The following is a 24,441-nucleotide window of genomic DNA, read 5'->3' as shown; positions in this document are numbered from 1 at the left end:
ATGCAGCAGACGGCGGGCGGCAAGGGGGCGGTCACAGCCACACGACAATTTTCACCTTGGTACGCGCTGGCGGTGCTTGGCATTGCCGCCCTGGCCGTCGCACTGCGCGTCTGGTTCTGGAGTTGGCAGGCGACCAGTGGGGCGGTGCAGCCGGGCGACCCCGAGGAGTACTACCGGGCGGCGGTGCATCTGTTGCAGGGCGGCTATCACGATACCGGCAAATGGCTGCGCCCACCAGTCTATCCGGTGGTGCTGGCAGGTCTCTTTGCCGTCGGTGGGCTTGATGTAGCGCAGGCCTTGCTTGGGCAGGCGATCCTGTCGGGCGTTGGCGTGCTCGCGTTTGTTGCGCTGGGGCAGGCCCTCTTTCAGCGGCGTGATGTTGCGCTGCTGAGTGGATTGTTTGCGGCAAGTTTTGTGCCGCTGGCAAGCTTTGGCAGCGTGCTCTTTGCCGAGGCGCTCTTTGTGATCCTGATGACCATGGCGCTGACGGTGATGGTGCATCTGATCGAAAAGCCACGCCTATGGCTCGCCCTCGCTGGCGGGATCATCTTTGGGCTTGCGGCGCTGACCCGCGCTACGGCACTCTATTTCATTCCCCTGGCGGCGATGATGCCCCTGGTGCTGACTCCACTGGTGAAGAGCGAGGAGGCCCGACTCGCGGATCGAGCAGGCTGGCGATGGCTGGTTGGCGTGATCGGGGTGCGCGTGCGGGCCGGCCAACGGTGGGCCGTGGCCGTGATGCTGGTGCTTGGGGCCGCCCTGATCATCGGGCCATGGGCGCTGCGCAACTATCTTGTCCACGAGCGGCTGATCCTGGCCGATACCAATGGCGGCATTAGCATGTGGTACGGCATGGTGCGCGGCGAAGAAGATCGTGTGGCGGGCGAAGCCCTGATCTTTGCGGAACCAAACCTGGCCGACCGACAGAAGATTGCGGTTGCCTTGACGGTCGAGCGTATCCGGGAAGACCCGGCCTGGTTTGCGTTGCGCACGCGCCTCAAGCTCGCGTCGCTCTTTTTGTTGCAATCGCGGAGCTTCTTTGTGGGCGATGTGGTCACGATCAGCCCGCAGGACGAGCAGATCGCCCTGAGTGCCGGCGAAAATCCGCGCTGGCTGAGCCTGATCGCCGATGTGCAGTACATCTTTATGATGCTTGCCGGCATTGTCGGGCTGGCCTTTGCGCCGCACTGGCGGCGCAGTGTCCCGTTGATGACCTGGTTTGCCTATGGGGTAACACTCTCGGCGATCACCGTTGCGCATCATCGCTTGCGGCTCCCGCTGATCAGCGTTTTTCTGCCGTTTGCCGCGTATGCTGCGCTGTTGCCGTTTGTCGGGCGCGCAATGGGTCAAGTGATGACCCCAAGCGAACGGCGATGGCGGCTGGCGGTCGTCGTGATCGGCTGGCTCATCTTTTTCGCCCTGATCTTCAGCACACGTTACGTCACCTGGGCGCAGGGCGAGCGTACGGCGTGGCCAGCGCGGGCCGCCCTAGCACAGGGCGATTGGGCTACGGCAGAAATGGCATTGCTACAGGCGGCTGAAACCAATCCAACCAACGCCAACCGTCAGATCGCCCTGGGCGACTTTGCGTTTGAGCGGGGCGACCTGGCAAAGGCTGAAACCCACTTTCTCGCCGCCGTCGCCCTCGAAGATCGGAGCCTCTATGCGCATGCGATGCGCGCATGGATCGCCGTGCTCGACGACCGGATCACGGATGCCGAGGCATCACTGGCGCGCATCGCGAGCTACGGACGCGACAACAATGATCTCTATGCGTGGGCGTGGCACGCTCGGCGTACGCCAGCGGCAACCCGCGTTGTGCCAGGCGCACCAGCGGCCTTTGGGCATTACCGCGGGTTTGCACCGACCACCTTTGATCTCGCGGAGGGCCGCTGGACCCTCGGCGAAGCGTCGGTGCGCGTTGCGCATGGCTGCAACCCAGTTGAGGTAAGCCTGCGCGGGCCAGCGGGCCGCATGGTTGAAGTGGCACTGCACCCTGACGGGGAACGTCAGAATGTGCGTCTCGACGGCAGCATCCAGGTGGTGAGCCTCGCCCCAGATCCAGCAACGTGCGACGAAGGAATGATCGGAGAAGTAACACTCAGCAGCCCGACAAGCCTGCTCGACCTTGAGCAAGCACCGTGGGCGGTTGGGGTTCAGGTATTGTTGGTAGAGGCGCGGTAAGCTGATATCGAGACGCAATACCTTGCACATAAGGCGGTTTTTTTTGACGCAAAGGCGCAAAGGCGCAAAGTTTTTAGCGAAGGTATTGCCTAGACGCTGAAGGTGGTGTTGTGTCAGACACCCAAGCCTAAAAGGGCTTGGGCTTGTGCCTCAACCCGAAGGCTGGACACCATAGGCCGTCTGACAGGCGGCCCGATTGCTGATATTGATAGCGGCATTGACATCGGCAGGAGCCTTATGCCCACACACGACACAACAAAACTCAGCTTGCGAGCGGCGGTTCGCCTGCTCGCAATGCCCGCACACCGCACAGGTGCGACTGGTGTTGCGCGGGTCAACCGCAACAACTGGCACACCTGCTCGTTGCGCCTTGTAGCTGATGAACTGCCGCAACTGAGCGAAAGCCCAATTGCTGTGTCGCGCTCGCTGCTCCGGCCCTCTAGCCCTTGTCCGCTGGCGAATGTGTGTCAATTCCTCGACAGCAATCGCCCGCTTCGTGCGTTCGGCCTTGGCAACAAGCCGCTTGCTTATCCGGTGGTTCGTGTCTTTTTGAAACCGTTTCTGTCGGCCCGACATCTGGCGCAATCGTCGTTTAGCCGACTTTGTGCCGACCGACTGGAGTGCAGCTCGACGCCGGGTGTACCAATGCCGTTTGCGCTCGACTTCTCCGCCTTGGTAGATCTCTCCGTCGCTGTCGCTCACCAGGTTCACGATGCCCAGGTCTACCCCAAGCACGCCGTCCATCTGTTGCTCATCTGGCTCTGGCACGTCGCAGACCGCCAGCAAGTAGAACGCACCCTTGTGGTAGACCAAGTCACTCTCGCCTTTTCGGAACAGCAAGAGTTGCTGCTGATGCTCGCCCAGGCTGTAGGGGACGTGCTGCCGCCCCTCAACCGTCCAGATCGACACCGCTTGCTTGTCGGTGTACCAGGACAGGTTGCGGTCGTCAAAGGCGATAGCTCCGTGTGGACGAAACGTGCGCTTCACGTTTCGGTCGAGCGTATAGGCATCTGCTACTTTCGCAATACAGCGAACGAGGATTTGCGCCCCAAGCCGGAACGAGTCCTTGACTTGATGGTAAGAGATCTTTTGAAGGGGGATACGGCGAAACTCACGCGCTTGCCACGCGATAGCACTAATAGCATCACACGCGGCGTTCGCTTCCGCCAATGTTGCCAGCAATGCCGCGTGCTGCTCAGAAGTCGGATTCAGTTTGATTTGCGCAGTGAGTTTCATATAGTATGAATTATAGCATGGGCGTGCGAAAACGTCAAGCTAAAGCCGCTAAAGCGGGGGCGTTCCTCCCGGCGCTAAAGCTGCCGGGCTTCCCGGCCTAAAGGGTAAACCATTGTGAACCTGGGAGGGCGGGCCAGAGGCCCGCGCACCCAGGGTAGGGATGGGGCAGAAAGAGAGCATGAAGAGCAAACAACCAAGCATTGTCCTGATCGTGCTGATGGTGCTGGTGAGTGCCGCACTGATTGGGGCAGGCGCCTATAAATATTCCTACTGGGGCCACGGGTTCGACATGGTAGATTTTCACATGCCGATCTGGGGTACGACGCAGGGCCATTTTTTACTTGTCTCGCGGTACAATTTCACTGATACATTCATGGGGCTTGATGTCGCCCTGGGCTTTCTGCCGGCGATTCCTTTTTATGCCGTGGTGCCGTCAGCCTACACCCTGATCGTCGTGCAAAGCCTCTTGCTCGTCTCGGCGGCCATTCCGGTCTACCTGATTGCCCGTGACCGCCTGAGCAATGCGTGGGCGGGGGTGGCCTTCGCCGCAGTCTATCTGCTCTACCCAACGACGCAATTTATGGGCATGGCAGCGCCCTTTCAACCGCGCATCCCCGGGCTTGTCTTGCTCATCTGGGCCTTCTGGTTCCTGACGCGGCGGCAACTGTGGCCGTACCTGCTGATGCTCGGGTTGGCGATGTTGACGCGCACCGACGCCGCGCTGGTGGTGGTCGCCTTTGGCATGTACGCCGTGCTGCGCCGTATGCCGTGGGCGTACGCGCTGGTGCCCATGCTTGCCGGGCTGATCTATTTTTATGTTGCCATTACCTATATCACGCCACAGTTTTATAATGAGGGCTTTATCCCAGAAAAAGTCGAGGTGCCGTTTGATCTGAACCGCGACTACAACGATATGTGGCCGTGCGGGGTCAGCCCGCAGGCGTGTTACTACCTGCACCTGGGGAGTGGCATTCCTAATATCCTGCTCAACATCGTTACGCACCCGGTCGAGGTCTTTTTCTTTCTCTTTGAACCGGCCAAAATCGAGTATCTGGTGCTGATGTTTGCGGGCTTGCTCTTTTTGCCGCTCTTTGCGCCACGCGAGCTCTTGCTGGCCGCCCCGATCTTCGGCATCAATCTGCTCTCGAATCGGATTTACCAATATGTGATCACCGAGCAGTACCAGATTCTTGTTGTTCCTGGCATGATCATTGCGGCCATTTACGGCGCAGCGTGGCTCTTTGAGCAGGCCCAGCGCTGGCAGGGCAAGCGGGTACAAAGCTGGGCACCAGGATTGCTCATCGGCATGGTGCTGCTGGTCGGCCTGATCAACCTGCCCCTGAAAAACCCGGTCATTTCGGCGGTGCGCAACCCCGAACAACCCGAGCGGGTCGCCTTGATGGAAGCGATGAAGGCGATGTTTCCGCCGGATGCGACGGTTGCCGCGACCTCGTTCCTGGCCCCGCACCTGTTGCCACGCGAAGAGATCTACTTCATCCCGGGTGGACAGATGCACCACCCGATCGAGGCCGCCGAGTATGCGTTTCTCGATCTGCGTGCGGCTGGCCTGCGCGACCAAGCCGCCCAGGGCAATGACATCGTCGGGCGGCTACGGAATGACCCGAACTGGGAAGTAGTCCACGAAGAAGATGATTTGATTTTGTTTCGGCACGTGCGGTTTTGACGCAAAGGCGCAAAGGCACAAAGGATGTTGAGGAGGGCGGCTAGCCCATGTTGGCTGATAATTTGACGCAAAGACGCAAAGGCGCAAAGATGGAAGTAGCACCTACACGATTACGCCTGCGCACACATCTGGGCATCCTCGCGGCGTATGCTGTCCTGGCGCTGTGGTTGACTTGGCCGGCGATTCTGTCGCTGCCGAGCCACTATTTCACGGCGGGCAATAATCTCTATTTTTATATCAAGACGCCTGATGCGCCGCAGAATATCTGGAACTTCTGGTGGACAGGGTATGCGGTTCAGCATGGGATGAATCCCTTTTTTACGCCGCTGCTCTACTATCCCGAGGGTTTGCAGATGGTGTTGCAGACGATCAATCCGGTGGCGGTCTTGACGGCTGTCCCGGTGACGCTGACGCTCGGGCCGGTGGCGGCCTATAATGTGACGGCGATCGTGGCGATCATGCTGACGGGATACGCCGGCTTTCTGCTGGCGCGCGCCTTTGCGCCGGGGGTGTTGGGGCCATTTGTGGCTGGCGTGCTGCTGACGGCAAGCCCGTTTCACGTTGCCAAACTCGACTCGGGGCAACTCAATTTTGTGACGATGCAATGGCTTGTGTTCGCAGTAGTTGCGCTGATCTACCTCAGTCGCAAGACGAGTTGGTGGTTCGTTCCGATCACGGCGCTCGCCTTCGGGGCGGTGCTCTATACCGACTGGTACTGGGCACTGGTCACGGTACTCTTTGGGGTGGTGTGGGCCGTGGTGAGCCTGATCCGCGCCGAGCATCCGCTGGGTGTGATGATGCGTTATGGCCTCTTTGGGGGCCTGGCCCTGCTGATCACGCTCCCCTTGATCCTGATGCTGCGCAACGAACTGAGCGACCCGAACCTGCCCCTGGATCTCTGGGCACTCTATACCCAGGGCTATTCGGCGGATCTGCTGGGGCTCTTTTTCCCATCGGGGCGCCATCCCTTCTGGTCAATGCAAGCCGAGCAATTCCTGGTCGAGATGGCCCCCTACGGCATGGTCGAAGGTTCGTACACCGCAGCGGGATGGGTTCTCTCGGCGCTGGGTTTGCTGGGCATCTTCTGGTATGGCCGCCAGCACTGGCGGCTCGTGGTCGTCGCGGTCGTCGCCTGGCTCTTTGCGATGGGGCCGATCCTCTACATTCTCGGCAACGAGACGGGCATCCCGATGCCGTACCAACTGCTTCAGGCGCTCCCCGGTCTTTCCACCGCGCGCCGACCGAATCTGTTTGGGGTGCTGACGATCATGGTCTTCACGATCTTTGCGGCGCTCGCGGTGGCACGCATGCGCGAACGGATGCGCCCACGTACCTTCGGGATCGTGCTGGGCGTCATTGGCGTGCTCGCTTTTGTCGAACTTTTGCCGCCGATCCGCACGACCATGACGATGGAACGGGCCGAGGTCTACGCGCAGATCGCCGCACGGGAACCAGGTGTGGTGGTGGATCTACCGATCGAAAATAACACGAACAGCCGCACCCTGATCAACCAGATTGTGCATAGGCAACCGATCCTGCGCGGCTACGTGGCGCGTCCGCCCTATTACCCAACGCTGCTCTATAGCCCATTGCCTGAACACCTCGGGCGGATGCTGGTCTTGCCGGAAGCTGACATCATCAGCCTCGATGCCAATGCGCTGGCAGCAATGCAGTGCTACTATCAACTACGGTATGTCGTGATCGAGCCAGCACTGACGCGTGAAGGTAGCGAAGACCGGGCGCGGGCGGTGATGGCGCGTCTCGGGGGGAATCTGACACCGTGGTATGATGATGGACGGTTTCGAGCCTACGAACTGCCGTTGCACCAGGATCGTTGCGCACCCTTTGTCTTTCTGGGTGAAGGATGGCACGAATTCGAGCAAAATGAGACCTACCAGTGGCGCTGGAGTGAGGGCGTGGCCGGTTTTTTTCTGGTCAATCCGACCAACGAAGAGGCCACGCTGACCCTGACGATCCAGGCCAAAGAGCGAAGTGACGGTCAACAGGTAGAGTTGTGGGCTATCAATGGCGAAAAGATGCTCGCGTCTTTTCCGCTGCACCGTGAAATGCGGGACTATCACTTCACCATCCAGGTACCAGCAGGCATGCATGAATTTGAACTACGCACCAGCGTGACCCCCGAAGAGGGCACACCGCGGGAACTGGGCATAGCGGTGTATGAGCTTCGCGTGGAGTGAGCGGTCTGCGACCGCTCACTCCACGCGGGGGATGGGGGCAGGCGCGCCCTACACACGAGAAGCGGGGAATGGGATCAATGCAAGAACTTGAGACAGCCATCGAGCCGTGGTTGACGCATATGCAGTGGCGGCGCGATTATGCGCAATGGCGTGAGCGACGGCTTCATCAGGAGCAGTATCAGGACGAGCGGCTGGCGATGCTGCGCGATACGGTCGGCCCGCTCGCCGGGTTGCGTCTGCTTGATCTTGGGGCCGGGATGGGCGGATTTGCGGTGGCGGCGGCGCGTGAAGGGGCGCAGGTGACGGCCTGTGAATATAATCCGGCCTATTGCCAAATTATCGCGTTGCGTGCCGCCCGCTATGACCTGCATGTGCCGGTGCTCAACGCAGCCGGCGAGACGCTACCGTTCCCTGAGGCCCATTTTGAGGCCGTGACGGCGTGGGATGTGCTCGAGCATGTGCAAGATCCGTACCGGGTGCTCGGTGAACTGGCGCGAGTGCTGCGCCCCGGCGGCACGGTTCTGCTGACGGCAATCAACCGGCGTGCCTGGATCGATCCGCACTATCATCTGGCCGGCATCAACTGGTTGCCGCGCCCGGTTGCCGAGCGGATCATTGCCTGGCGCGGACGCAGCAAGCAAGGCGCAGCGTTCCGCGATATGCAGCGCCTGTCCGCGATGCACTATTTTCATTACAACGAATTTGTACGTCTTTGCAAGCGTTATGGCTTTCGCGCCCATGATCTGCGCGAGGCGGAATTGAAGGCCGGCACCTTTGTGAGCCGCAAGGCGTCGCGACGGGCGGTGCGGACGGCGCTGCGGGCGGTCGGGCTCGAAGGGGTGGCGTATCGGGCGCAACGGCGCTGGTATGTGGGCATGTTTGAACTTGCCCTCACAAAGGTAGACTAAGCGTATGGCCTCGGATCCTGTCACCAGCAAACCACCCTCCCTGGCGAGCCGCGTCTCGAATGCGGTCTTCTGGAATACGCTTTTTGTGCCGGTACGCATGATTGCCGAAGTGGTGACCAACCTGCTCAAGCTGAATATTCTCTCGCCGGCAAGTTTTGGCTTGCTGGCCTTGATTAGCAATACGAATAATGGCGCAGGGACGGCGATTGATCTTGGCACGTCACGCGCCCTGCCAAAGTATATTCCCGAGACGATGCAGGCCGGTGGTACACGGGCGGTCTTGCGCCTACTGACGATCGTTTTTGCCGCCCAGATGGCCTTGCTCTTGCTCTTTAGCGGTGGCCTGATCGTGATGAGTGGGCCGTACCTGGGCTTTCTCCAGGATCAAGTAACAAATGATACGCGCCTCGACAGCAGCGCACAGACGGCAGCCCTAGACTTTCTGACCAATCATAGCGTTCTGATTATTGTTGCTGTCGTGGTGCTGCTCTTTCTCGGGGTCTGCTACGATATGCTGATGGCCTACCTGGCGAGCTTTTTTCGCCAACGGGCCTGGAATAGCATTGATCTGGCGGCACGACTGTTGCCGCCCCTGCTGAGTGCCGCCGCGCTGCTGGCCGGCTGGGATATCCTGGGGGTGTTGCTGGCGATGCTTATTGCGCCGACCCTGGTGGTCATCAGCGGGATGTGGCGGGTTATCGCGCTCTGGCGTGAGGAAGATCGCGTGCGGCCAGAGCTTGCCGGCGGCACACGCGAACCAGTGAGCTTGCGTGCCGCCTTGCCACCAGGGTTTATCCGTTACTCTGGGGTGTCGTTTTTAATGACGATTACCGACTTTGTGGCAGGGGCCGGGTTTGCGATCTTTCTGGCGCAAGATGTCAGCGATGTCGCCCTGCTCTGGGCGGGAACCTCGTTGGTACGCATGGCGCTGAGTTACCTCTATACACCAATGGTCGGCGTGCAGGTGCCCCTCTTTACCCGTGTTCGTGCCGGCGAGGGCGGCACCGTGAATGGGGCCTATCAATCGCTCGTACGGCTCCAGGTGTTGCTGATGGTACCAGGTGGCGTGGGACTCGTGCTCTTAACTGCACCGGCGCTGAAAGTACTGTCGCCCCAATACCTCGACGCAGCCCCGATTGTCTGGGTGCTTGTGCCGTGTCTGTTTCTTGAGTGTCTGCTGACGACGGCACATAATGCACTGATTGTGCATGAAAAACTGGGCATTATCATTGTTTCACGTCTATTGACCCTGGTCGTCATTGTGCCAATGGCGCTCTGGTTGCCGCCGATCCTGGGCATCACCGGGGTGGCGCTGGCCTTTGGCAGCGCCCGGGTCGCCGCGGGTTTCTGGGCAACGGCGAGTGGCTACCGTTTGCTGGGGCTGCGCTGGCCGTGGAATTTCACGCTGCGAGTGAGCCTGGCGACTGGGGCGATGGGCGCAGGGCTGCTGTTGATGCGTGACTGGCTGCCAATCCCCGCAGACGATGCAACCATTGCCACCCGGCTCTGGCTGGGGCTCTGGGTGCTCGCCGTGGTCGTGGCCGGGGCCGCCCTGTTTGCGGTTGTGTTACGGCTCACCGGCGGCCTCGACCCACAAGATCGGCGCCAGCTTGAGCAGACGCGCCTGCCGCTCAAGCGGTGGTTGCTGCGTATATTGTAGAGGTATGCATCGGGCAGGATTTGCGCGATGCACAGCAGCGCGTAGGGCCATAACCCTGGGCATACTGCGTAGGAGTCTATTGTTATGAGACTGATATGGAGGTTGATAGCGCTTTTGCTCTATGCTGGGCTGGCGATCCTGCTTACCTGGCCCCTTGCGGCTTATGTCACCGCCGCTGTACCAGGCAACGCGTTTGATAGCTGGCAGAATATGTGGAATATGTGGTGGTTGCGTACCGCGCTGCTCGAAGGGATCAATCCCTATTTCACCCCGATGCTCTACCATCCGCAAGGCACGAGCCTGTTGCTGCAAACGCTTAATCCGATCAATTTTTTGATCAGTTTTCCTATTAGTTTTTTCTTTGGCTTGACGGTGGCGTATAATTTTGTCATCCTGCTGAATCTGACGCTGAGTGGTTTTCTGGCATATCTGCTCGCCGAGGATGTGACTGGTGATCGTCGGGCCGCGCTGATTGGCGGGGTTGTTTTTGCGACCAGTGGCTATTTGCTTGCGCAGGTGCTCGGTGGGCATACGCATATGACGGCGGCATGGCCGTTGCCGCTGGCGGTGCTGATGTTGCGCTACGCCTACCGCAGGCCCTCGCTGGTGATGATCGTGTTGGCCGGGGCAGCGCTGGCGCTGAATATGCTCGCCGATTGGCAATATTTTCTCTTTGCCCTGATCTGGGCAGGCTGGTACGCGCTCTGGATGCTCTTTGCCCCAGGTACCAGCCAGATGCAAGCTCAGTCCAGAGCCAGTGGCGTTATGGGCCGAATCAGTGCAATCCTGCCCCTTGTTGGAGCGGTGGTTGTTGCGCTGGTGCTGACCTCGCCCCTGATTATCGCGACGGCCCGCATTGCTGCGGTCACGCCTACGGCGGCGACCGAAGGTGGCCCCGATTTTCGCCGCGAACAGTCCGTCGACCTGGCCGATCTCGTCATTCCGAGTCAGATCCACCCGATCTGGGGCACCTTCGCCGAGCAAGCCCAGGCGTACAAAGCCAATACCCATATCCAGAATAAGACCGCATATCTGGGGGTGATCGCATTGCTCCTGGCACTGTTGGGGCTGCGCGGGCGCGAGAGTCTTTTCTGGTTGGTGAGCATGGTGCTCTTTATCGTGCTCGCGCTGGGGCCAGTGCTCCAGGTTGCGGGCTGGCAAAGCGGTATCCCGCTGCCGGCCACGCTCCTCTTTGAGTTGCCGCTGGTCGGCATCTTTCGCTACCCGATCCGCTTTATGGTGCTGGCCGTGCTGGCGCTGGCGATGCTCGCCGCCTATGGCACGCTCTGGCTCTTGACGGGCAGGCACGGTGCCACGACGGCGAACAGCGAACCGCGCAAAGCGCAACGACGGGCAGGGATTGCGGCGTGGATTTTGATCCCAGCCCTGATCGTGCTGCTGGTGATCGACAATCTGACGGTGCCCTTTCCGATCGTTGGCATCTATATTCCCAGCATCTATCACGAACTGGCCGCCGATCCAGATGACTTTGCGCTTCTTGAGGCTCCGTTTTACTATACAACCAGCCCGTTTTATATGCTCTACCAGATCATCCACGAAAAACCGCTGGTCGGAGGCTATACATCGCGGCGGATGCCGTATACCATTCTGGAGGAGTTGCCGCTGATCCGAATGTTCGCCTATGCCGAGCCGGCCCCGGATATCATTGCGCAAGATATGCCGACGATTGCTGCCAGCCTCTTTGATTACTTTGATATTCGATATGTCATGATCCATTCCGCAGGCGGGGCGCTGCAATTTACGCCGATGCAAGAAGTCGCCCAGGCGGCGGCAGGCGGGGCCGAGCCGCGCCGCGAGGGGGCGACCTTTGTTGCCTCTGATGCCCGCAGTGCCTCGGGCTTGCTCCGCCCGCTGACGCTCGGCGATCAGGAACCAGCTGGGGCCGTGCTGACCTATCGCGTTGTGCCACCGAGCGATCCGTTGCCCTTTCTTGGCATCGGTGAGGGCTGGGAGGCACCCGAGGAAGACGGTACGCAGATCGTGCGGACAATGCAAGCGGATGCTGCTACGATCGTGATCTATAGTGCCAAGCCGCGTCAGGTAACGCTGACGCTGACCGTGACCGTACCTGCCGCCGAGAGTCTTCAAGTTGCGACCGGCGCAACAACGCTCACGACGATCCCGCTTGAAGCGGGTCGCCAGACGGTGCAGGTGCCCCTTGACCTTGAGGCAGGCAAGACTGAGGTTGTCTTGCGAAGTGCAACGAGCGGAACACTTCAGGCAGAAGAGGTTGATCTGATGTTCAGGAGTACGCCATAAATGGAGTCTCTTTCTGAGGAGCGCCGCACGCCACACGCCGATCCCGCAGCCAACGAGGCAAGCGAGCCGGGCCAGACGCAGTCTGTCGCTAAAGGCAAGCTACGCGTCAACATCACGGCCCTGCTGATCCAGGCTGGCCTGGTGGTGCTGGTCATCCTGCTTTCGTGGGCCGGCTTTCAGACCGATACGCCCATGCGGATTCCGGCGATCTCCAGTACACCGGGGCTCTACGATGGTCTGCTCAACTTTGAGGAGAGCGAGGCGGGTCTTTTTCGCTGGACCGATGGCGCCGGTGAGGTCTGTGTGCCCCATGCTGGCAGCGCAGCGCGGAGTCTGGTCACAACGCAGATCTCAGGGGCGTATGCCTTGCCCCTGGGGATCGAGACGGCAACGCTGCGGCCCGGCAACGGTCCTGGAGTGCCGATTGCGCTGCCGCCCCAGCCCCGCCACTATACGCTGCTCACCGGCGGCGACCAGCAAGCGGGGGCGGATCTCTGCCTGACCATCGAGAGTCCCACGGTGCTCGATCCAAATAATAACCGTGCCCTGGGCGTGCAGTTTTTTAGCTTTACCGGCATTCATTTGCCGATCGCCGGGCCGGTGACGCCTGCCGTCAGCCAGATCATCGTCAATCTGGCGCTCGCGTTTGCCGCATTCTGGCTGATGCGCTTGTTACGCACGCCCGTCTGGGTCGCCGGGGTGATCGTCGCTGGTGGCATCGTTGCCTATGGCATGGCCGTGGCAACCGGGCTTGTCCCTGCCGGGCCGGGCGTGGTACGGATGCAAATCCCGGTCGCCCTGGGGCTGGCTGGGGCTGTCGCCGGGTTGCTTGGTGTGCGCAGCATCACTGGTGCCAAACCAACGCTGAGTCTGCTGCAACGCGATCTGCTTGGCATGGCGTTCTGGAGCATCATGCTCGTGGGCGGGATCAATCTGGTGCAACGCGCCAATGGGCACCATAGCGTCTGGCCACTCAAGGCCGGCGTCTATCCCGAACCCTACTGGACATGGCTGGTGATCCTGCCGACACTGCTCTTTGTTGGCTGGCTCTGGCTGGTGATGCGTCTCTCGCTGCAAGGCGCACGGATGGCTCGCCTCGGGGCAGCGCTGGTGCTGCTGGGGGCCGTGCTGGTACCCGTTGCCCTCGAAGTGACGGTGCTCGGGCACGACTCGCTCTATGAGGTCTTTCGCGACAGCGAGTACGACTATCAGCAGGATACCTGGCGGGTCGCCGGTGATCCAATCGGCTTTCTCGGGCGTTATGTGGAAGAAGCGCCGGACATGGCGCTCCACAATAGCAACCATCCCCCAGGGAGCGTGCTGTTACTCTGGGGAGTCGAGCAGATCTTCGGGCCAGGTGCGGTGGCAACGAGCTGGCTGGCGATCATCTTGAGTGCGCTGAGCGCCGCTGCGGCGCTCTGGCTTGGCTGGAAGCTCGGGGGGCCACGGCTGGCGCTGGTTGCCGGGGCGATCTTTGTAGCTATGCCGGGCCACCTCGTCTACAGCGTCACCTCGATGGACGGCGTCTTCAATGCGTTGAATGCATTGACGGCGGTGGCTTTCTTCTTTGCGCTCGAGCGCAACGCCAAGCCGTGGATGGCGTTGCTGGCCGGCAGCCTCGCGGCGCTTGGGGTCTTCTTCTCGTATGTCGCCACGCAGCTCTTCTTTTTCGGCGTCGCTGCGGTGATCCTGAGCCTGATACGCGCCTGGCACGCCGAAGGGCGACCCTCCCTTGGGCCACTTGTGCGGCATATGCTCCGCCAGAGTGTGCTCGCTGGGGTGGTGCTGGTCAGTTTTTATCTGTTGATCTACCTCGTCTCAGGCTTTAACATCATTGAAGCCTCGCGTGAGGCAACGGCGATCAATGCGCCCGTGGTCGGCAAACAGTTGATCGAAGGCCCCGTTGACCAGGCGTTCTTGCCACCGAATTTTGCTTTTTATGTCAAGTATCTTGGCGCAAACATCGGCCCCTATTTCTGGTATCTGGCCCCGTGGGGCATGGGGGCTTTTGCGGCGCTGATCATCGCGGGCAGCCGACGCCTACAGGGGCGCGAGCCACTGAACCCGTTCGATCTGGTTTTGCTCAGCACGGCGTTTTGCGTGCTTGGCATGTGGGTCGGCGGGCTCTTCAACCGCGAAGTCGAACGGATCTGGGGCTTTACCTATCCGTTGCTGGCGGTCGTGCTGGCTCACTATGCGCTGCAAGGCGAGGCCCGTCAACGCCAGTGGCGAGCATGGCTCTTTCCGTTGCTCTTTTTTGCTCAGGGAGCCGTGATCAAGATGCTTTTGAATACAGCGTGGTAAACAATGCGAATTGCGCTCTATAATTTAACCACGACAACAAAATTCGGTGGGGTCGAGAGTTTTGTCTGGGATCTTGCCCGCGAATTGGCGCAGCGCGGGCACGCGGTGACGATCATCGGCGGCGTTGGTTCGCGACGCGAGCCTGCGCCGGGGGTGCGCGTGCTGACCTTTCCTTTTGTGCCACGCGCCTGGTTTCAGGCCTTGCCGTTGTTGCGACGGGCCTATGCCGAGGCGAAGTTGCTCGAGCGCTTGAGTATGGCCGTGGCGGCGCTGCCCGAACTGATCCGGGGCGGCTACGATATCATTCACCTGCAGAAACCGTACGACATGGGGCCAGCGCTGCTCGCCCGCCGCTTCAGCGGGGCAAAGGTCTTGCTCGGCTGTCACGGCGAAGATTTCTATCGGGGCGACCGCCTGCTGGCCCGTCACCTCGACGGGGCGGTCTCGTGTTCGCGCTTCAATGCCGAAACGGTGGCCCGCCGATATACGCAGATGCCCGAGGTGATCTTCAACGGCATTGACCTGAACCTCTTTCAGCCAGGGCCAGCCGATCTCGCGCTGCGCGAGCGCCTCGGCCTCCCAACCGGAGCCCCGCTGCTACTCTTTGTCGGGCGCCTGCAACCCTGGAAAGGCGTCGCCACGGCGATCCATGCGCTCGCGCAGATGCCCACGGCCCATCTGCTGATCGCCGGCGACGGCGAAGAACGCCAGGCGCTCGAAGACTTGGCCCACGAACTGAATCTCCAGGCCCGCGTCCATTTCCTCGGTGCCCTCGAACGCCAGACGTTGCCGCAACTCTACCGCAGCGTGGATCTGCTGGTGGCAACCAGTCACGCCAGCGAAACCTTTGGCATTGGTCTGGTCGAAGCGCAGGCGTGTGGGTTACCTGTGGTCGCCTCGCGTTTCGGAGGCTTTCCCGAAGTGGTGGATGAAGGCCGCACCGGTTTGCTCGTCACCCCGCGTGACCCCGAGGCGCTCGCCGTAGCCGTGCAGAGCCTGCTCGACGACCCGGCTCGCCGGGCCGCAATGGCCGTCGCAGCCCCAGCCTGGGCCGCCCAGTTTGCCTGGTCCGCCGTGACGGATCGCGTCGAGAACGTGTATCGGAAGATCTGACTCGTCTGTCAACTACATTTCCTGGTATTCTGGAGTGCCGGCTTTAGCCGGCTGAAGCCGGCACTCCCTTCTGGTATTCTGGAGTGCCGGCTTTAGCCGGCTGAACTCCGCAACAGAGTAGAAAACTTCGTTGACACACTGCTGACGCAGCACGGCATACATAGTATGATAAGGAGGCTCTCTTTTGTCTCGATTTTTCTTGATCATCATCGTCTTTGTCATCCTGGCGCAACTCCCCGTTGCGGTACAGGCGCAAACGCAGCTACCCAATTCACTTGCCGCTACAGGCGATTCGCTGAGCCAGGGCTTTGGGGCGGGGCCGCGTTATTTTGGCGATAATACGGCCTATGCCTGGGCGACTGGCGGCCATCCTTCGGTGAATAGTGTGGCGCTCCGCCTGGCCACCCGCAACCCGGCCCTGGCTGGCAATGTCTATAACCTGGCCCGCGTCGGGGCACGCATGGCCGATCTGCCAACTCAGTTGTCCATTGCGTCGGCCCTGGAGGTCGAGTATGTGACGGTGATGATGGGCGGCAATGATGCCTGTGCCTCCAGCGAAGCAGCGATGACGCCCGTCGCGACGTTTCGCACCCAGTTCGCCACGGCGCTCACGCAACTCGGCGAGCAGTCGCCCCAGACGAGCCTCCTGGTGATGAGCATCCCTGATCCGACTCGTCTGCTGCCCCTCTTCCGCAACGACCGTCGTGCCCTCCTAGTGTGGGAGACCTTTGCCGTCTGTCCGTCGGCCCTGGCCGAGCCGCGTTCGGAGGCCACCGAGGATGTTGCCCGACGCGAGCGGGTGCGCCAGCGCGTCGCCGAGTACAACGCGGTGCTCGGCGAGGTCTGTGCCAGCACGCCCCGGTGTCGCTACGATAACGGCGTCGTCTTTGCAAGCGAGTTGACCGCCGCCGATGTGTCGCCCGTCGACTATTTTCACCTGAGCGCCCGCGGCCAGGCCCGGCTCGCCGAAGCAGCCTGGCTTGCCTCGGGGTTTGAGTAGACACTTTATGCGTATTCTGATCGTCACAACCTACGGGTTTGACCCGGCGTTTCCCAGTCGGCCCGAGCAGATCCAGGCGCGGGCGCTGCTCAGGCGCGGCCATACCGTTGTCGCGCACGAGTACCACGACCGGCGGTATCCTGGCCAGACGCCGCGTTGCGCTTGGCTCGACGGGGGCATCGCGGTGCATCGTGCGCCAACGCTTGGCTTTGTTGCGCCAACGTCTTTGCTGCGCCTGCTGGTCGAGACACGCCCTGATGTCATCCATCTGCACCATCTGCGCAGCCTGCTCGGCTATCAGACCGTATTGGCAGCGCGGCGTCTCGGTATTCCGACGGTGCTGACGGTGCATGGCCTGCTGCACGACGGCGATCTGGTGGTTGACCGCGAGCGCCCACTCGAAGCGCCGTTACGCTACGAAAACCTGCTCACCACGCCGCAACGTTTGCTCAGATCCCTGGCGCGAGGGGCCTACCCACGACGAGCATTCCGCAACTACTTCATTCATGCGCCGCTGCTACACGTAGACCACCTCGTCGCCCTCTCGCACGGTGAACGCGACCTGCTGAGCAAGCTCGGCGTCGAGGCAGCCAAGATCAGCGTGCTGCCCAACGCGCTCGATTTCAAGCTCTACGCCGATCTGCTTGCCAACACAGCGCCCGCGGCAAAGACGACGCACCCGACGATCCTCTTCATTGGCCAACTCGTGCCCCGCAAAGGCTTTGATCTGCTCGTCCGCGCCTTGCCGACGGTCGTGCAGACCATCCCGGATGTACGGTGCATTATGGTGAGCCACAACCAAGCCGGGGCCGCCGAACTGCGGCGCTTCGCCGAGGCCGGTGGCGTCACCGCGCACCTCGACGTGCGTGGCAGGGTCAGCGAAGCCGAGAAGCTGCGTCTGCTGCGCGAAGCCGCCGTTGTTGTTGCGCCGAGTCGCTACGAAGGCTTTGGCATCCCATTGATCGAAGCCTTGCTCGCCGAGGCGCCGGTGATCACCACCGATGTCGTCGCCTGCAACGAGGTGATTAGCCACGAACGCACCGGCTTGCTGACGCCATACGGCGATGTCGAGGCGCTGGCAGCGGCGATCATCCGCCTGTTGCGCGAACCGGATCTTGGGCGTCGGCTCGCCACCGAGGGCCGCCGCGAGGCGCTGGCCCGCTATGGCGACGACCTGCTCGCGGCCAATCTTGAACATTTGTATGAGCAGTTATCCCATTTCAGATTGTAGATTGAGGAGATCACGTTGGCCCGCGAGACGACACCCGCTACCCTCCCACTCACCGCAGTGGCACCTGCTGAACCGTTGCTCAGACGGCTCGGTGTGTTGCTCGGCTTTCTGCTGGTCGGCGTGATCTTCACCTGGCCGATGGTGCTCTCGTGGGGGCATGGCGTGATCCAGAAGGGCGGCGTACCCGTCGATTCAGGTCAGGGCATCTGGAACCTCTGGTGGGGCTATACCGCCATCAGCCAGCGCTGGCCGCTCTTTTTGACCAGCTATCTCTTCTTTCCGCAGAGTGTCGACCTCTTTTGGCAACCGGTGAGTATGCCCAGTGCGGTGATGGTCTGGCCGATGATTGCGGGCTTCGGCCCCGTCGCCGGGTTCAATACGGTGACGCTGCTCTCGTTTGCGATCGGGGGCTACGCCAGTTACCGGCTCGCACGGGCCGGCGGGCTCACTCTGCTGCCGGCGCTGCTTGCCGGGTTCGTGGTCATCGCCTCGCCGTACCACTTGCAACGCATTCTCGGCGGCTCGATGGAACTGATCGCCATGCAGTGGTTGCCGGTCTATGTGCTGATGCTCATGCACGCACTCGAACACCAGACGATCACGGCAACGCTGGCCGCCGCCGGTGCCCTGCTGCTGACGACGCTCTCGGCGCAATACTACGGCCTCTTCAGCGCCGTCTATTCGCTCTTCCATGTTGGTCTTGTGCTGATCCTGACCCGTGACTGGGCAATACGCCGGCGGCGACTCGCCGTTGCCATTGGCATCGCGGCCATCTGGGCCGCCACCTTGCTGCTCTATGTCTGGCCGCTGGATCGTCTCGGGGCCAATACGGTACGCAACTGGTACGAGGTGCAGGTTTTTCACAGCATGGCGCTGGTTGACCTAATACCCCTCAATATGCTGCACCCGCTCTGGGGGCCGTGGGCCAGCCAAACCCTTGAGGCGTGGCACCCGATTGGCGTCGAGATCGGGGCCACCTTTGGCCTTGGCGTGCTTGGCCTGATGCTCTACGCATTGGTGAAGGCATGGCGGCAGACGTGGCCGTGGCTCGGCTTGACCATCGTCCTGCTGATCCTCGCGCTCGGCCCCGAGCTTAAAGTTAGTGACTGGCATACCGGCCTCCCGCTGCCGTTCCTGCTGCTCGACCTGGTCACGCCCTTTCGCAACGCGAGCCGCCCGAGCCTCTTTGTGGCGCTGGCGCTCTTGCCGATCGCGCTCGTCGCCGGGCTTGGGTTGCAACTGCTGATGCAACGCGGGCGAGGCCTCGTCGCCCCGATCCTTATTGTCGGCCTGATCATCGTCGAATACCTGGTCGCCCCGTGGGCAATCGTGCCGATCCGCAGCGACCCGCGTTACGCCGAACTGTTGCAGGCCGAGCCAGTGCCGGGGGCGATCATCGAACTACCGGTACGCACCAACGCCAGCCAGCAAATGCTCAACCAGATCTGTCACGGCCGCCCGCTCGCCGGGGGCTACCTGGCGCGCACACCCGACTATCGGCCAGCAGAACACGCCTCAGCGTTTGCCAGCGTCTGGCACCGCACCCCGCTGAGCAACGACACCTTCAGCGCAAACCTGGCCGGCGACCTGGCCGCACTTGGCATCACCTACGCCACCCTCGAAGCGCAAGGCCTCAGCGCCAGCGACGCCGAACTGCTCGGCAGCAGCCTCGACGTGCCAGGCATCAGCCTCATCGACGCCGACGAAACCCTGCGCTTCTACCGGATCGACCCGACCTACGCCCATCCGGGGCTCTACCCACACAACGAAGACTGGTTTGCACCCGAAGGCGACGCCCAGCGCATCTGGCGCTGGATGGGCGCAAGCGCACGGCTCGGCATGCTGGCAGCCTGGAGCACCCCGGTGCTTGCGCAGTTCGAAGCAACAGCATATGGGGAAGACCGCCCCCTTACCCTACAGCTTGATGGGCAACCCATCGCGAGCACCGGTATCCCGACAGGGGCCTATCGCGTCATCCGCGTTCTCATGCCACCCGGCACAACCACTCTCGAACTCGCGAGCCCTGCGTCCCTCGCCCCCGAAGGGCGCACCATCAGCCTCGCAGTGAGCCGCCTCGCCCTCGCCACCACCGAAGGAGGCGTCCCCTTCGTCCCAATGCTCCCCGTTCTCACATCAGGCGCACACGCCCCGTGCCAGTAAATAGATACACCTCAGTTCACGCGTGCGGGCCAGCACAAGCAGGACCGCACGCGTGAACTATGAACTCTTCCACTTACGGCATGTAATCCTTGTCCCAACGCCCTCCTGGGATTTCAGATCAAACTCATCCATCAAGCGGCGTGCCCCGGGGAGGCCCATGCCCATACCACGCGAGGTACTATAGCCATCCTGCATCACCAGATCGACATCAGGAATCCCAGGGCCCTGGTCTTCGCACACAATTTCAATGCCTTTTCGCCCACTCTTATCAATCTCTTTGACAGTCACCTTTCCAGTACCGGCATAGAGAAAAATATTACGGGCGAGTTCACTCACCGCAGTGGCAATACGCGCCTGATCAATGGCTCCAAAGCTCATCGCCTTGGCCAGATCACGCGCCATCGTGCGCGCAATGACAATATCAAGATCGCTGCGGACGACCGCCGTCTTAGGCTGGGCCATCGTCGCTCTCCTCAGTTAGGCGCTGCATCATACTCAGCCCCTTCTCAAGGTTCAGGGCTGTCAGTACACGTGGCAACTCAAGACCTAACTCAACCAGGGTAATCGCCACCGCCGGTTGCAACCCGGTGAGCACGACGCGTGTCCCCATCAGACCTGCCATCGCGGCAATATCGGCAATCAGGCGGCCAATGAAACTGTCAACCACATCAAGCGCCGTCAAGTCAATGATCACCCCGCGTGCCCGCGTATCATAGATCTTCTGCAACAGATCATCTTTGAACTGCACCGCCGAGGCATCATGCAACGAAACCTGAATGGAGGCGATCAGGATGTCCCCAATTTTGAGGATCGGTATGCGCAGGCTATCCAACTGCAACTCCCTTGTTACATGCCCGACAAGACAAGCGCGAGAAAGATCATCGCCCCGGCGAGCAGGGGCACACTCAGATTGTCGGTTCCAGCGGGCGAAACGGCTTCGGCAACCGTTGCCACCAAGGCCCCCGCAAACGCGGCAGTCAAGGCCATGCCCGCACCGAGGGGCACACTTAATGGCGACAGCGTCGAACCAGGGACAAGCAAGAGGGTCAGGAACATCGCAAGCGTACTCGCCACCAGCATCGCGGCCGACCCCTCAAACGAACGCGTACTACCCAAGACCGTATACTTATGACGGCCAAAACGTCGCCCGAGCAACGAGGCCATCGAGTCACCCCAGGTCATTGCCATCGTGCCAGCGGCGGCAATATAGCCGCGATCATCCGGCGAATCGGTTCGCCAGAAGGCGACAAAGAGGATCGTGATCGCAAGGGCAAAATAGACGGTACCTGGGGTACTATCCTCGGCATCCATCGCACCAAGCACTTTGTAGCGCCACAGAATATAGTTGATGAAAATAAAGGTCGCAAACGGGATAATACCGATATACCAGGTGTCAAAAAGGGCGAGTACCCCAAAGACCCACATCCCGGCACCAATATGAACGATCTTGCGGGTGAAGTCTTGCGGATAGCCCCGCCAACGGCGCACCGCCTCGGCAAGAAAGAGAAGCCCCCCGGCGTATACATACGAGACACCTAAAGCAATCCAATCACGTGTGGTCATACGAGTCTACCCTGCAAAAGGAAGGTTGCGCCTGCCGCAATCATACTGCCTTCAACGCCACACGTCAAAATCAGCTATAAAAATCAGTGAACCCATCCTGATCAAGGCGTTCGAGCATGCGCTGTAGTTTGCTGGCACTTGCCGGATAGAGGGCCGCCGCCAGTTGCGCAGGGCTAATCCGGTTGGCGCGCCCCCACTGGGCAGTCTCAAGCCCAAGGCAGAAACTCAAGAGTTCGGTCAGCGCCCGCCGAAGCCGGGGGCTATCTTCACCACGCAGACGCGGCAAGATTTTCTGTTTGAGTTGCAGGTCAAACGCCTGCTGCACCGACAGGGTTCCGCTCGCCTGCGTTATAAACTGGAGCATCGCCGCCAGGGTGCGATAGCCTACGGGTTGGCCAGCGTCGGTGAGGATGCGCTGCACTGCAACCAGCAACGCCCAGAGCTGATCATCCAGCGGGGCGGGGTAGGTCGCACGAAATCGGTCGAGATCAACTTCGGTCAATTCGATCACATTCGCCCGGTCGAGTACTTTATCGCTCAGCGCAAAGGTGCTCTCATCAACATTGACCGTGCCAATCAGGCGCAGATTCGTCGGCAAGCGCACAGGATTGCGTACCACCCCGCCGCCCACCAGTGCCACCTCGTCAACTGGTACCCCCAGGTCAAACAGGCCTTCCACGGTCTCCATCGCCGACAGGATCGGGGCCAGATAATATTCGGGACGGGCCAGATTGAGCTCATCGAGGCAGACATAGTAGAACTGCTGCGGATCGGCGGCAGCCTGCAAAAGAAAGCGGAGAAACGGGGTCGCGTGGTACTGGCCGGTCAGCGCATTGTAGTACCCCAGCAGATCGCGGGCATTATGCCAGTCAGGTTGCACAGCAACAAGCAGGTAATAGGGATTCGACTGCCCATCACCCAGGCCATAGACTGCATCGGCATAGCGGCGGGTCAGACGCGTTTTGCCGGTACCGCTGATCCCGGGCAGAATCACCAGCGGGCGTGTCTGCAACGCAATATGATAGGCTCGCAAGGTCACATCATCCAGTGCAAAGCCATCCTGGCGCACCCGTTCAGCGATCACCTCGATCGGGGGCAAACCCTGCGGCAGATACGGCTGCCGCATTTCGCGCACGCGCAGTGCCCCAGTTGGGGCGTGCGTCTCGGCCTGTTCCATCACCGCTTCATTGAGCAAGACAAGGGCCAGCACATCATCCGTCAGGCGCTGGGCAAGATCGTCCGGCATGGTGGCCCAGGGATAGACAAACCCGGCCCAGAGATAATTGGCGCGGCGGGACGCAAGATAGCGTTCAAGCCAGAGCGGCGCCGGTTCACCATCGGCCCCTGGAACACCAACCTCGGCGTGGTGCGGCGCAAAGCGAGCCTGGCCCTCGTGCGCAACACGCTCGACCAGGGGCAGCCAGACCGCCCGCCCGGTCTCCCAGACCCGCGCAAGATCGGGCTTGCGCACCCGCCAGAGCTGCAAGCCAATCAGAATCGCCTCTTCGCGACCGCTGACCGCAAGCAGCACCCCAGCGCCTCGCGGCGGACGATCAAAGGCCACCCAGTAATCACTGATCGCATCGCGGCGGCCACGACCACGATGGAGATAGCGCTGGCTCTTGAAACTCACCTCATAGAGGGGCCAGAAACGCGGGTAGCGCTGCGCAGCGACCGCAGCGATCTGCTCGGCAAGCGCTGCAAGCACCGGATGCAGCAACGTCTGCACAGCCACCCAGCGTTCAGCGGCACCATCGGTACGCAGCGAAGCCAGCGCCTCGCGAGGAAACAGACTACTCATCTAGGCTCAATACTTTTCGCATACGCTCATGCAGCGCCACCAAAGCGCTATGAATTGGCATGCCTGACATCAGAAACATTGCGCCTTTGCGTCTCTGCGTCAAAAAACTCGTCTTTTTTAAAAAGGATTGCATCTAAGCCGTAGGAGGCTTGAAATAGCGGCGATCAGAGCCAAACGAGTCGAAGCTTTGCGGCTCACTACCCTCAGGTGGACCAAACTGAGCATAGAGCAACTCAAGCATCGCGTGCAACTCAGTACACAACTCCTCAAACGTCAGCGCGAGCAACTCCACATCATAGAGCGCATCATCAAGGCTCCAGAGCCGCAGCGCCGAAACGCCCTGCACCCGAGCCATGCCATCGACATCAAAGGCCAGCACCCCATCAACACGCATCACCTCGTGCTCTTCAACCAGCGTCCCGTGCAACTCCTGGACCGCATGGGCGAGCAACGGCAGTGCAGCGACATCACGCTGTTGCAGCGGCGTCAGCGGCAGGTAATAGATGACCTCAACATCAAGCGACGGCCCCGTACGCGACCGAGCAAAGAGGCGCTCATCAACAAAACGCTCGATATCATCAAGCGAATCGGCACCACGCAACGAAAAGACCGTAAACTCAGGAGACCAGCGAAACGCCACCACTGCCCGCAGAGAGGGTTCTTCGGGGCCTTGATCATCTTCGACCCCATCGGGCAAACAGGTAATACTCAAACTACGCCCCAGGGCGTGGGTATCGATCAATTCTTGAGTATACGCGATGTTCAGCCCCGATCGTTCAATCGCCCCGAGCAACACCGCCACAAAATTCTCATACGTCAACATGGAGCATTCCTTCTCTTGTATACCTCCTATTATACACGGGGAACGGTTGCCATGGGCATCAAAGTACGGGCACGGCGGCGCCGTGCCCCGACCGCCGTGCCCCACGTACGGGCACGGTGCCGCCGTGCCCCACGCCGTGCCCCACGTACGGGCACGGTGCCGCCGTGCCCCCACCGGCCCGCCGCCATGCCCCATGGAAGGAAGGGCACGGCGGCGCCGTGCCCCGACCGCCGCGCCCCCGCCCCACGTAGGGGCACGGCTTGCCCGTGCCCCCGCCGTGCCCCGCGTAGGGGCAC

At 61.0% G+C, this 24,441-nt stretch carries 18 protein-coding genes; 11 read left to right on the top strand and 7 right to left on the bottom strand.

Annotated features, from left to right (window positions below):
• On the top strand, nt 1-2,184 hold the full coding sequence (locus EYB53_RS07345) for a glycosyltransferase family 39 protein (RefSeq protein ID WP_167857300.1): 2,184 nt from the start codon (nt 1-3) through the stop codon (nt 2,182-2,184).
• Between the two features lie 150 nt (nt 2,185-2,334).
• Here the strand turns inward: EYB53_RS07345 and EYB53_RS07340 are convergent, their stop codons facing one another.
• On the bottom strand, nt 2,335-3,420 hold the full coding sequence (locus EYB53_RS07340) for an RNA-guided endonuclease InsQ/TnpB family protein (protein ID WP_135477552.1): 1,086 nt from the start codon (nt 3,418-3,420) through the stop codon (nt 2,335-2,337).
• 178 nt (nt 3,421-3,598) lie between these two features.
• On the opposite strand from EYB53_RS07340, the gene EYB53_RS07335 reads away from it, so the two are divergent.
• From EYB53_RS07335 to EYB53_RS07290, 10 genes are all read left to right on the top strand, one after another.
• Nucleotides 3,599-5,104: a DUF2079 domain-containing protein gene (locus EYB53_RS07335; protein ID WP_167857299.1), complete on the top strand. Its 1,506-nt coding sequence runs from the start codon at nt 3,599-3,601 to the stop codon at nt 5,102-5,104.
• An 89-nt stretch (nt 5,105-5,193) separates the two neighbouring features.
• Nucleotides 5,194-7,302: a hypothetical protein gene (locus EYB53_RS07330; RefSeq protein WP_135477550.1), complete on the top strand. Its 2,109-nt coding sequence runs from the start codon at nt 5,194-5,196 to the stop codon at nt 7,300-7,302.
• Nucleotides 7,303-7,370: 68 nt separating this feature from the next.
• Nucleotides 7,371-8,210 (top strand): class I SAM-dependent methyltransferase, encoded by an 840-nt coding sequence (locus tag EYB53_RS07325; RefSeq protein WP_135477549.1) that lies wholly within the window; start codon nt 7,371-7,373, stop codon nt 8,208-8,210.
• Nucleotides 8,211-8,214: 4 nt separating this feature from the next.
• Nucleotides 8,215-9,870, top strand: coding sequence for a polysaccharide biosynthesis C-terminal domain-containing protein (locus tag EYB53_RS07320; protein ID WP_135477548.1), 1,656 nt, complete (start codon nt 8,215-8,217; stop codon nt 9,868-9,870).
• A gap of 84 nt (nt 9,871-9,954) precedes the next feature.
• Entirely contained in the window at nt 9,955-12,150 is a 2,196-nt protein-coding gene (locus EYB53_RS07315; protein ID WP_135477547.1) for a hypothetical protein, read from the top strand.
• On the top strand, nt 12,151-14,454 hold the full coding sequence (locus tag EYB53_RS07310; protein ID WP_135477546.1) for a glycosyltransferase family protein: 2,304 nt from the start codon (nt 12,151-12,153) through the stop codon (nt 14,452-14,454). It abuts the gene before it with no gap.
• Nucleotides 14,455-14,457: 3 nt separating this feature from the next.
• Nucleotides 14,458-15,567 carry a glycosyltransferase family 4 protein gene (locus EYB53_RS07305; RefSeq protein ID WP_135477545.1) on the top strand — a complete coding sequence of 370 codons (1,110 nt, stop codon included), beginning with the start codon at nt 14,458-14,460 and terminating at the stop codon, nt 15,565-15,567.
• Between the two features lie 184 nt (nt 15,568-15,751).
• Nucleotides 15,752-16,567, top strand: coding sequence for a GDSL-type esterase/lipase family protein (locus EYB53_RS07300; protein ID WP_135477544.1), 816 nt, complete (start codon nt 15,752-15,754; stop codon nt 16,565-16,567).
• A gap of 7 nt (nt 16,568-16,574) precedes the next feature.
• The gene (locus EYB53_RS07295; protein ID WP_135477543.1) at nt 16,575-17,798 is read left to right on the top strand and encodes a glycosyltransferase family 4 protein; all 1,224 of its coding nucleotides are present in this window, start codon (nt 16,575-16,577) and stop codon (nt 17,796-17,798) included.
• Between the two features lie 15 nt (nt 17,799-17,813).
• Nucleotides 17,814-19,958, top strand: coding sequence for a hypothetical protein (locus EYB53_RS07290; RefSeq protein ID WP_135477542.1), 2,145 nt, complete (start codon nt 17,814-17,816; stop codon nt 19,956-19,958).
• A gap of 57 nt (nt 19,959-20,015) precedes the next feature.
• Here EYB53_RS07290 and EYB53_RS07285 read toward each other — a convergent pair whose 3' ends face one another.
• The 6 genes from EYB53_RS07285 to EYB53_RS07260 form a co-directional block, all read right to left on the bottom strand.
• Nucleotides 20,016-20,420 carry an anti-sigma regulatory factor gene (locus tag EYB53_RS07285; protein ID WP_135477541.1) on the bottom strand — a complete coding sequence of 135 codons (405 nt, stop codon included), beginning with the start codon at nt 20,418-20,420 and terminating at the stop codon, nt 20,016-20,018.
• Complete coding sequence (locus EYB53_RS07280) at nt 20,407-20,790, bottom strand: STAS domain-containing protein (RefSeq protein WP_097654980.1); 384 nt, start codon at nt 20,788-20,790, stop codon at nt 20,407-20,409. The genes EYB53_RS07285 and EYB53_RS07280 overlap by 14 nt, the downstream gene beginning before the upstream one ends.
• Before the next feature lie 14 nt (nt 20,791-20,804).
• Nucleotides 20,805-21,521, bottom strand: a complete 717-nt coding sequence (locus tag EYB53_RS07275) for a diacylglycerol/polyprenol kinase family protein (RefSeq protein WP_135477540.1) — start codon at nt 21,519-21,521, stop codon at nt 20,805-20,807.
• A 70-nt stretch (nt 21,522-21,591) separates the two neighbouring features.
• Nucleotides 21,592-23,322, bottom strand: a complete 1,731-nt coding sequence (locus tag EYB53_RS07270; protein ID WP_135477539.1) for an McrB family protein — start codon at nt 23,320-23,322, stop codon at nt 21,592-21,594.
• A 133-nt stretch (nt 23,323-23,455) separates the two neighbouring features.
• Nucleotides 23,456-24,145, bottom strand: a complete 690-nt coding sequence (locus tag EYB53_RS07265) for a hypothetical protein (protein WP_135477538.1) — start codon at nt 24,143-24,145, stop codon at nt 23,456-23,458.
• Nucleotides 24,146-24,174: 29 nt separating this feature from the next.
• Nucleotides 24,175-24,441, bottom strand: a 267-nt coding sequence (locus tag EYB53_RS07260) for a hypothetical protein (RefSeq protein ID WP_205712603.1), incomplete at its 5' end; no start/stop codon positions are given.

The sequence above is a fragment of the Candidatus Chloroploca mongolica genome, from assembly GCF_004762035.2.
Taxonomy (GTDB): domain Bacteria; phylum Chloroflexota; class Chloroflexia; order Chloroflexales; family Chloroflexaceae; genus Chloroploca; species Chloroploca mongolica.
The sequence above is the reverse complement of the archived record's forward strand: the minus strand, read 5'-3'. Positions and strand labels throughout refer to the sequence as shown.

Bases quoted from the DNA above. Each gene is read 5' to 3' on its own strand.
- EYB53_RS07345 (WP_167857300.1), top strand. From the start codon at position 1: ATGCAGCAGACGGCGGGCGGCAAGGGGGCGGTCACAGCCACACGACAA.
- EYB53_RS07340 (WP_135477552.1), bottom strand. From the start codon at position 3,420: ATGAAACTCACTGCGCAAATCAAACTGAATCCGACTTCTGAGCAGCAC.
- EYB53_RS07335 (WP_167857299.1), top strand. From the start codon at position 3,599: ATGAAGAGCAAACAACCAAGCATTGTCCTGATCGTGCTGATGGTGCTG.
- EYB53_RS07330 (WP_135477550.1), top strand. From the start codon at position 5,194: ATGGAAGTAGCACCTACACGATTACGCCTGCGCACACATCTGGGCATC.
- EYB53_RS07325 (WP_135477549.1), top strand. From the start codon at position 7,371: ATGGGATCAATGCAAGAACTTGAGACAGCCATCGAGCCGTGGTTGACG.
- EYB53_RS07320 (WP_135477548.1), top strand. From the start codon at position 8,215: ATGGCCTCGGATCCTGTCACCAGCAAACCACCCTCCCTGGCGAGCCGC.
- EYB53_RS07315 (WP_135477547.1), top strand. From the start codon at position 9,955: ATGAGACTGATATGGAGGTTGATAGCGCTTTTGCTCTATGCTGGGCTG.
- EYB53_RS07310 (WP_135477546.1), top strand. From the start codon at position 12,151: ATGGAGTCTCTTTCTGAGGAGCGCCGCACGCCACACGCCGATCCCGCA.
- EYB53_RS07305 (WP_135477545.1), top strand. From the start codon at position 14,458: ATGCGAATTGCGCTCTATAATTTAACCACGACAACAAAATTCGGTGGG.
- EYB53_RS07295 (WP_135477543.1), top strand. From the start codon at position 16,575: ATGCGTATTCTGATCGTCACAACCTACGGGTTTGACCCGGCGTTTCCC.
- EYB53_RS07285 (WP_135477541.1), bottom strand. From the start codon at position 20,420: ATGGCCCAGCCTAAGACGGCGGTCGTCCGCAGCGATCTTGATATTGTC.
- EYB53_RS07275 (WP_135477540.1), bottom strand. From the start codon at position 21,521: ATGACCACACGTGATTGGATTGCTTTAGGTGTCTCGTATGTATACGCC.
- EYB53_RS07270 (WP_135477539.1), bottom strand. From the start codon at position 23,322: ATGAGTAGTCTGTTTCCTCGCGAGGCGCTGGCTTCGCTGCGTACCGAT.
- EYB53_RS07265 (WP_135477538.1), bottom strand. From the start codon at position 24,145: ATGTTGACGTATGAGAATTTTGTGGCGGTGTTGCTCGGGGCGATTGAA.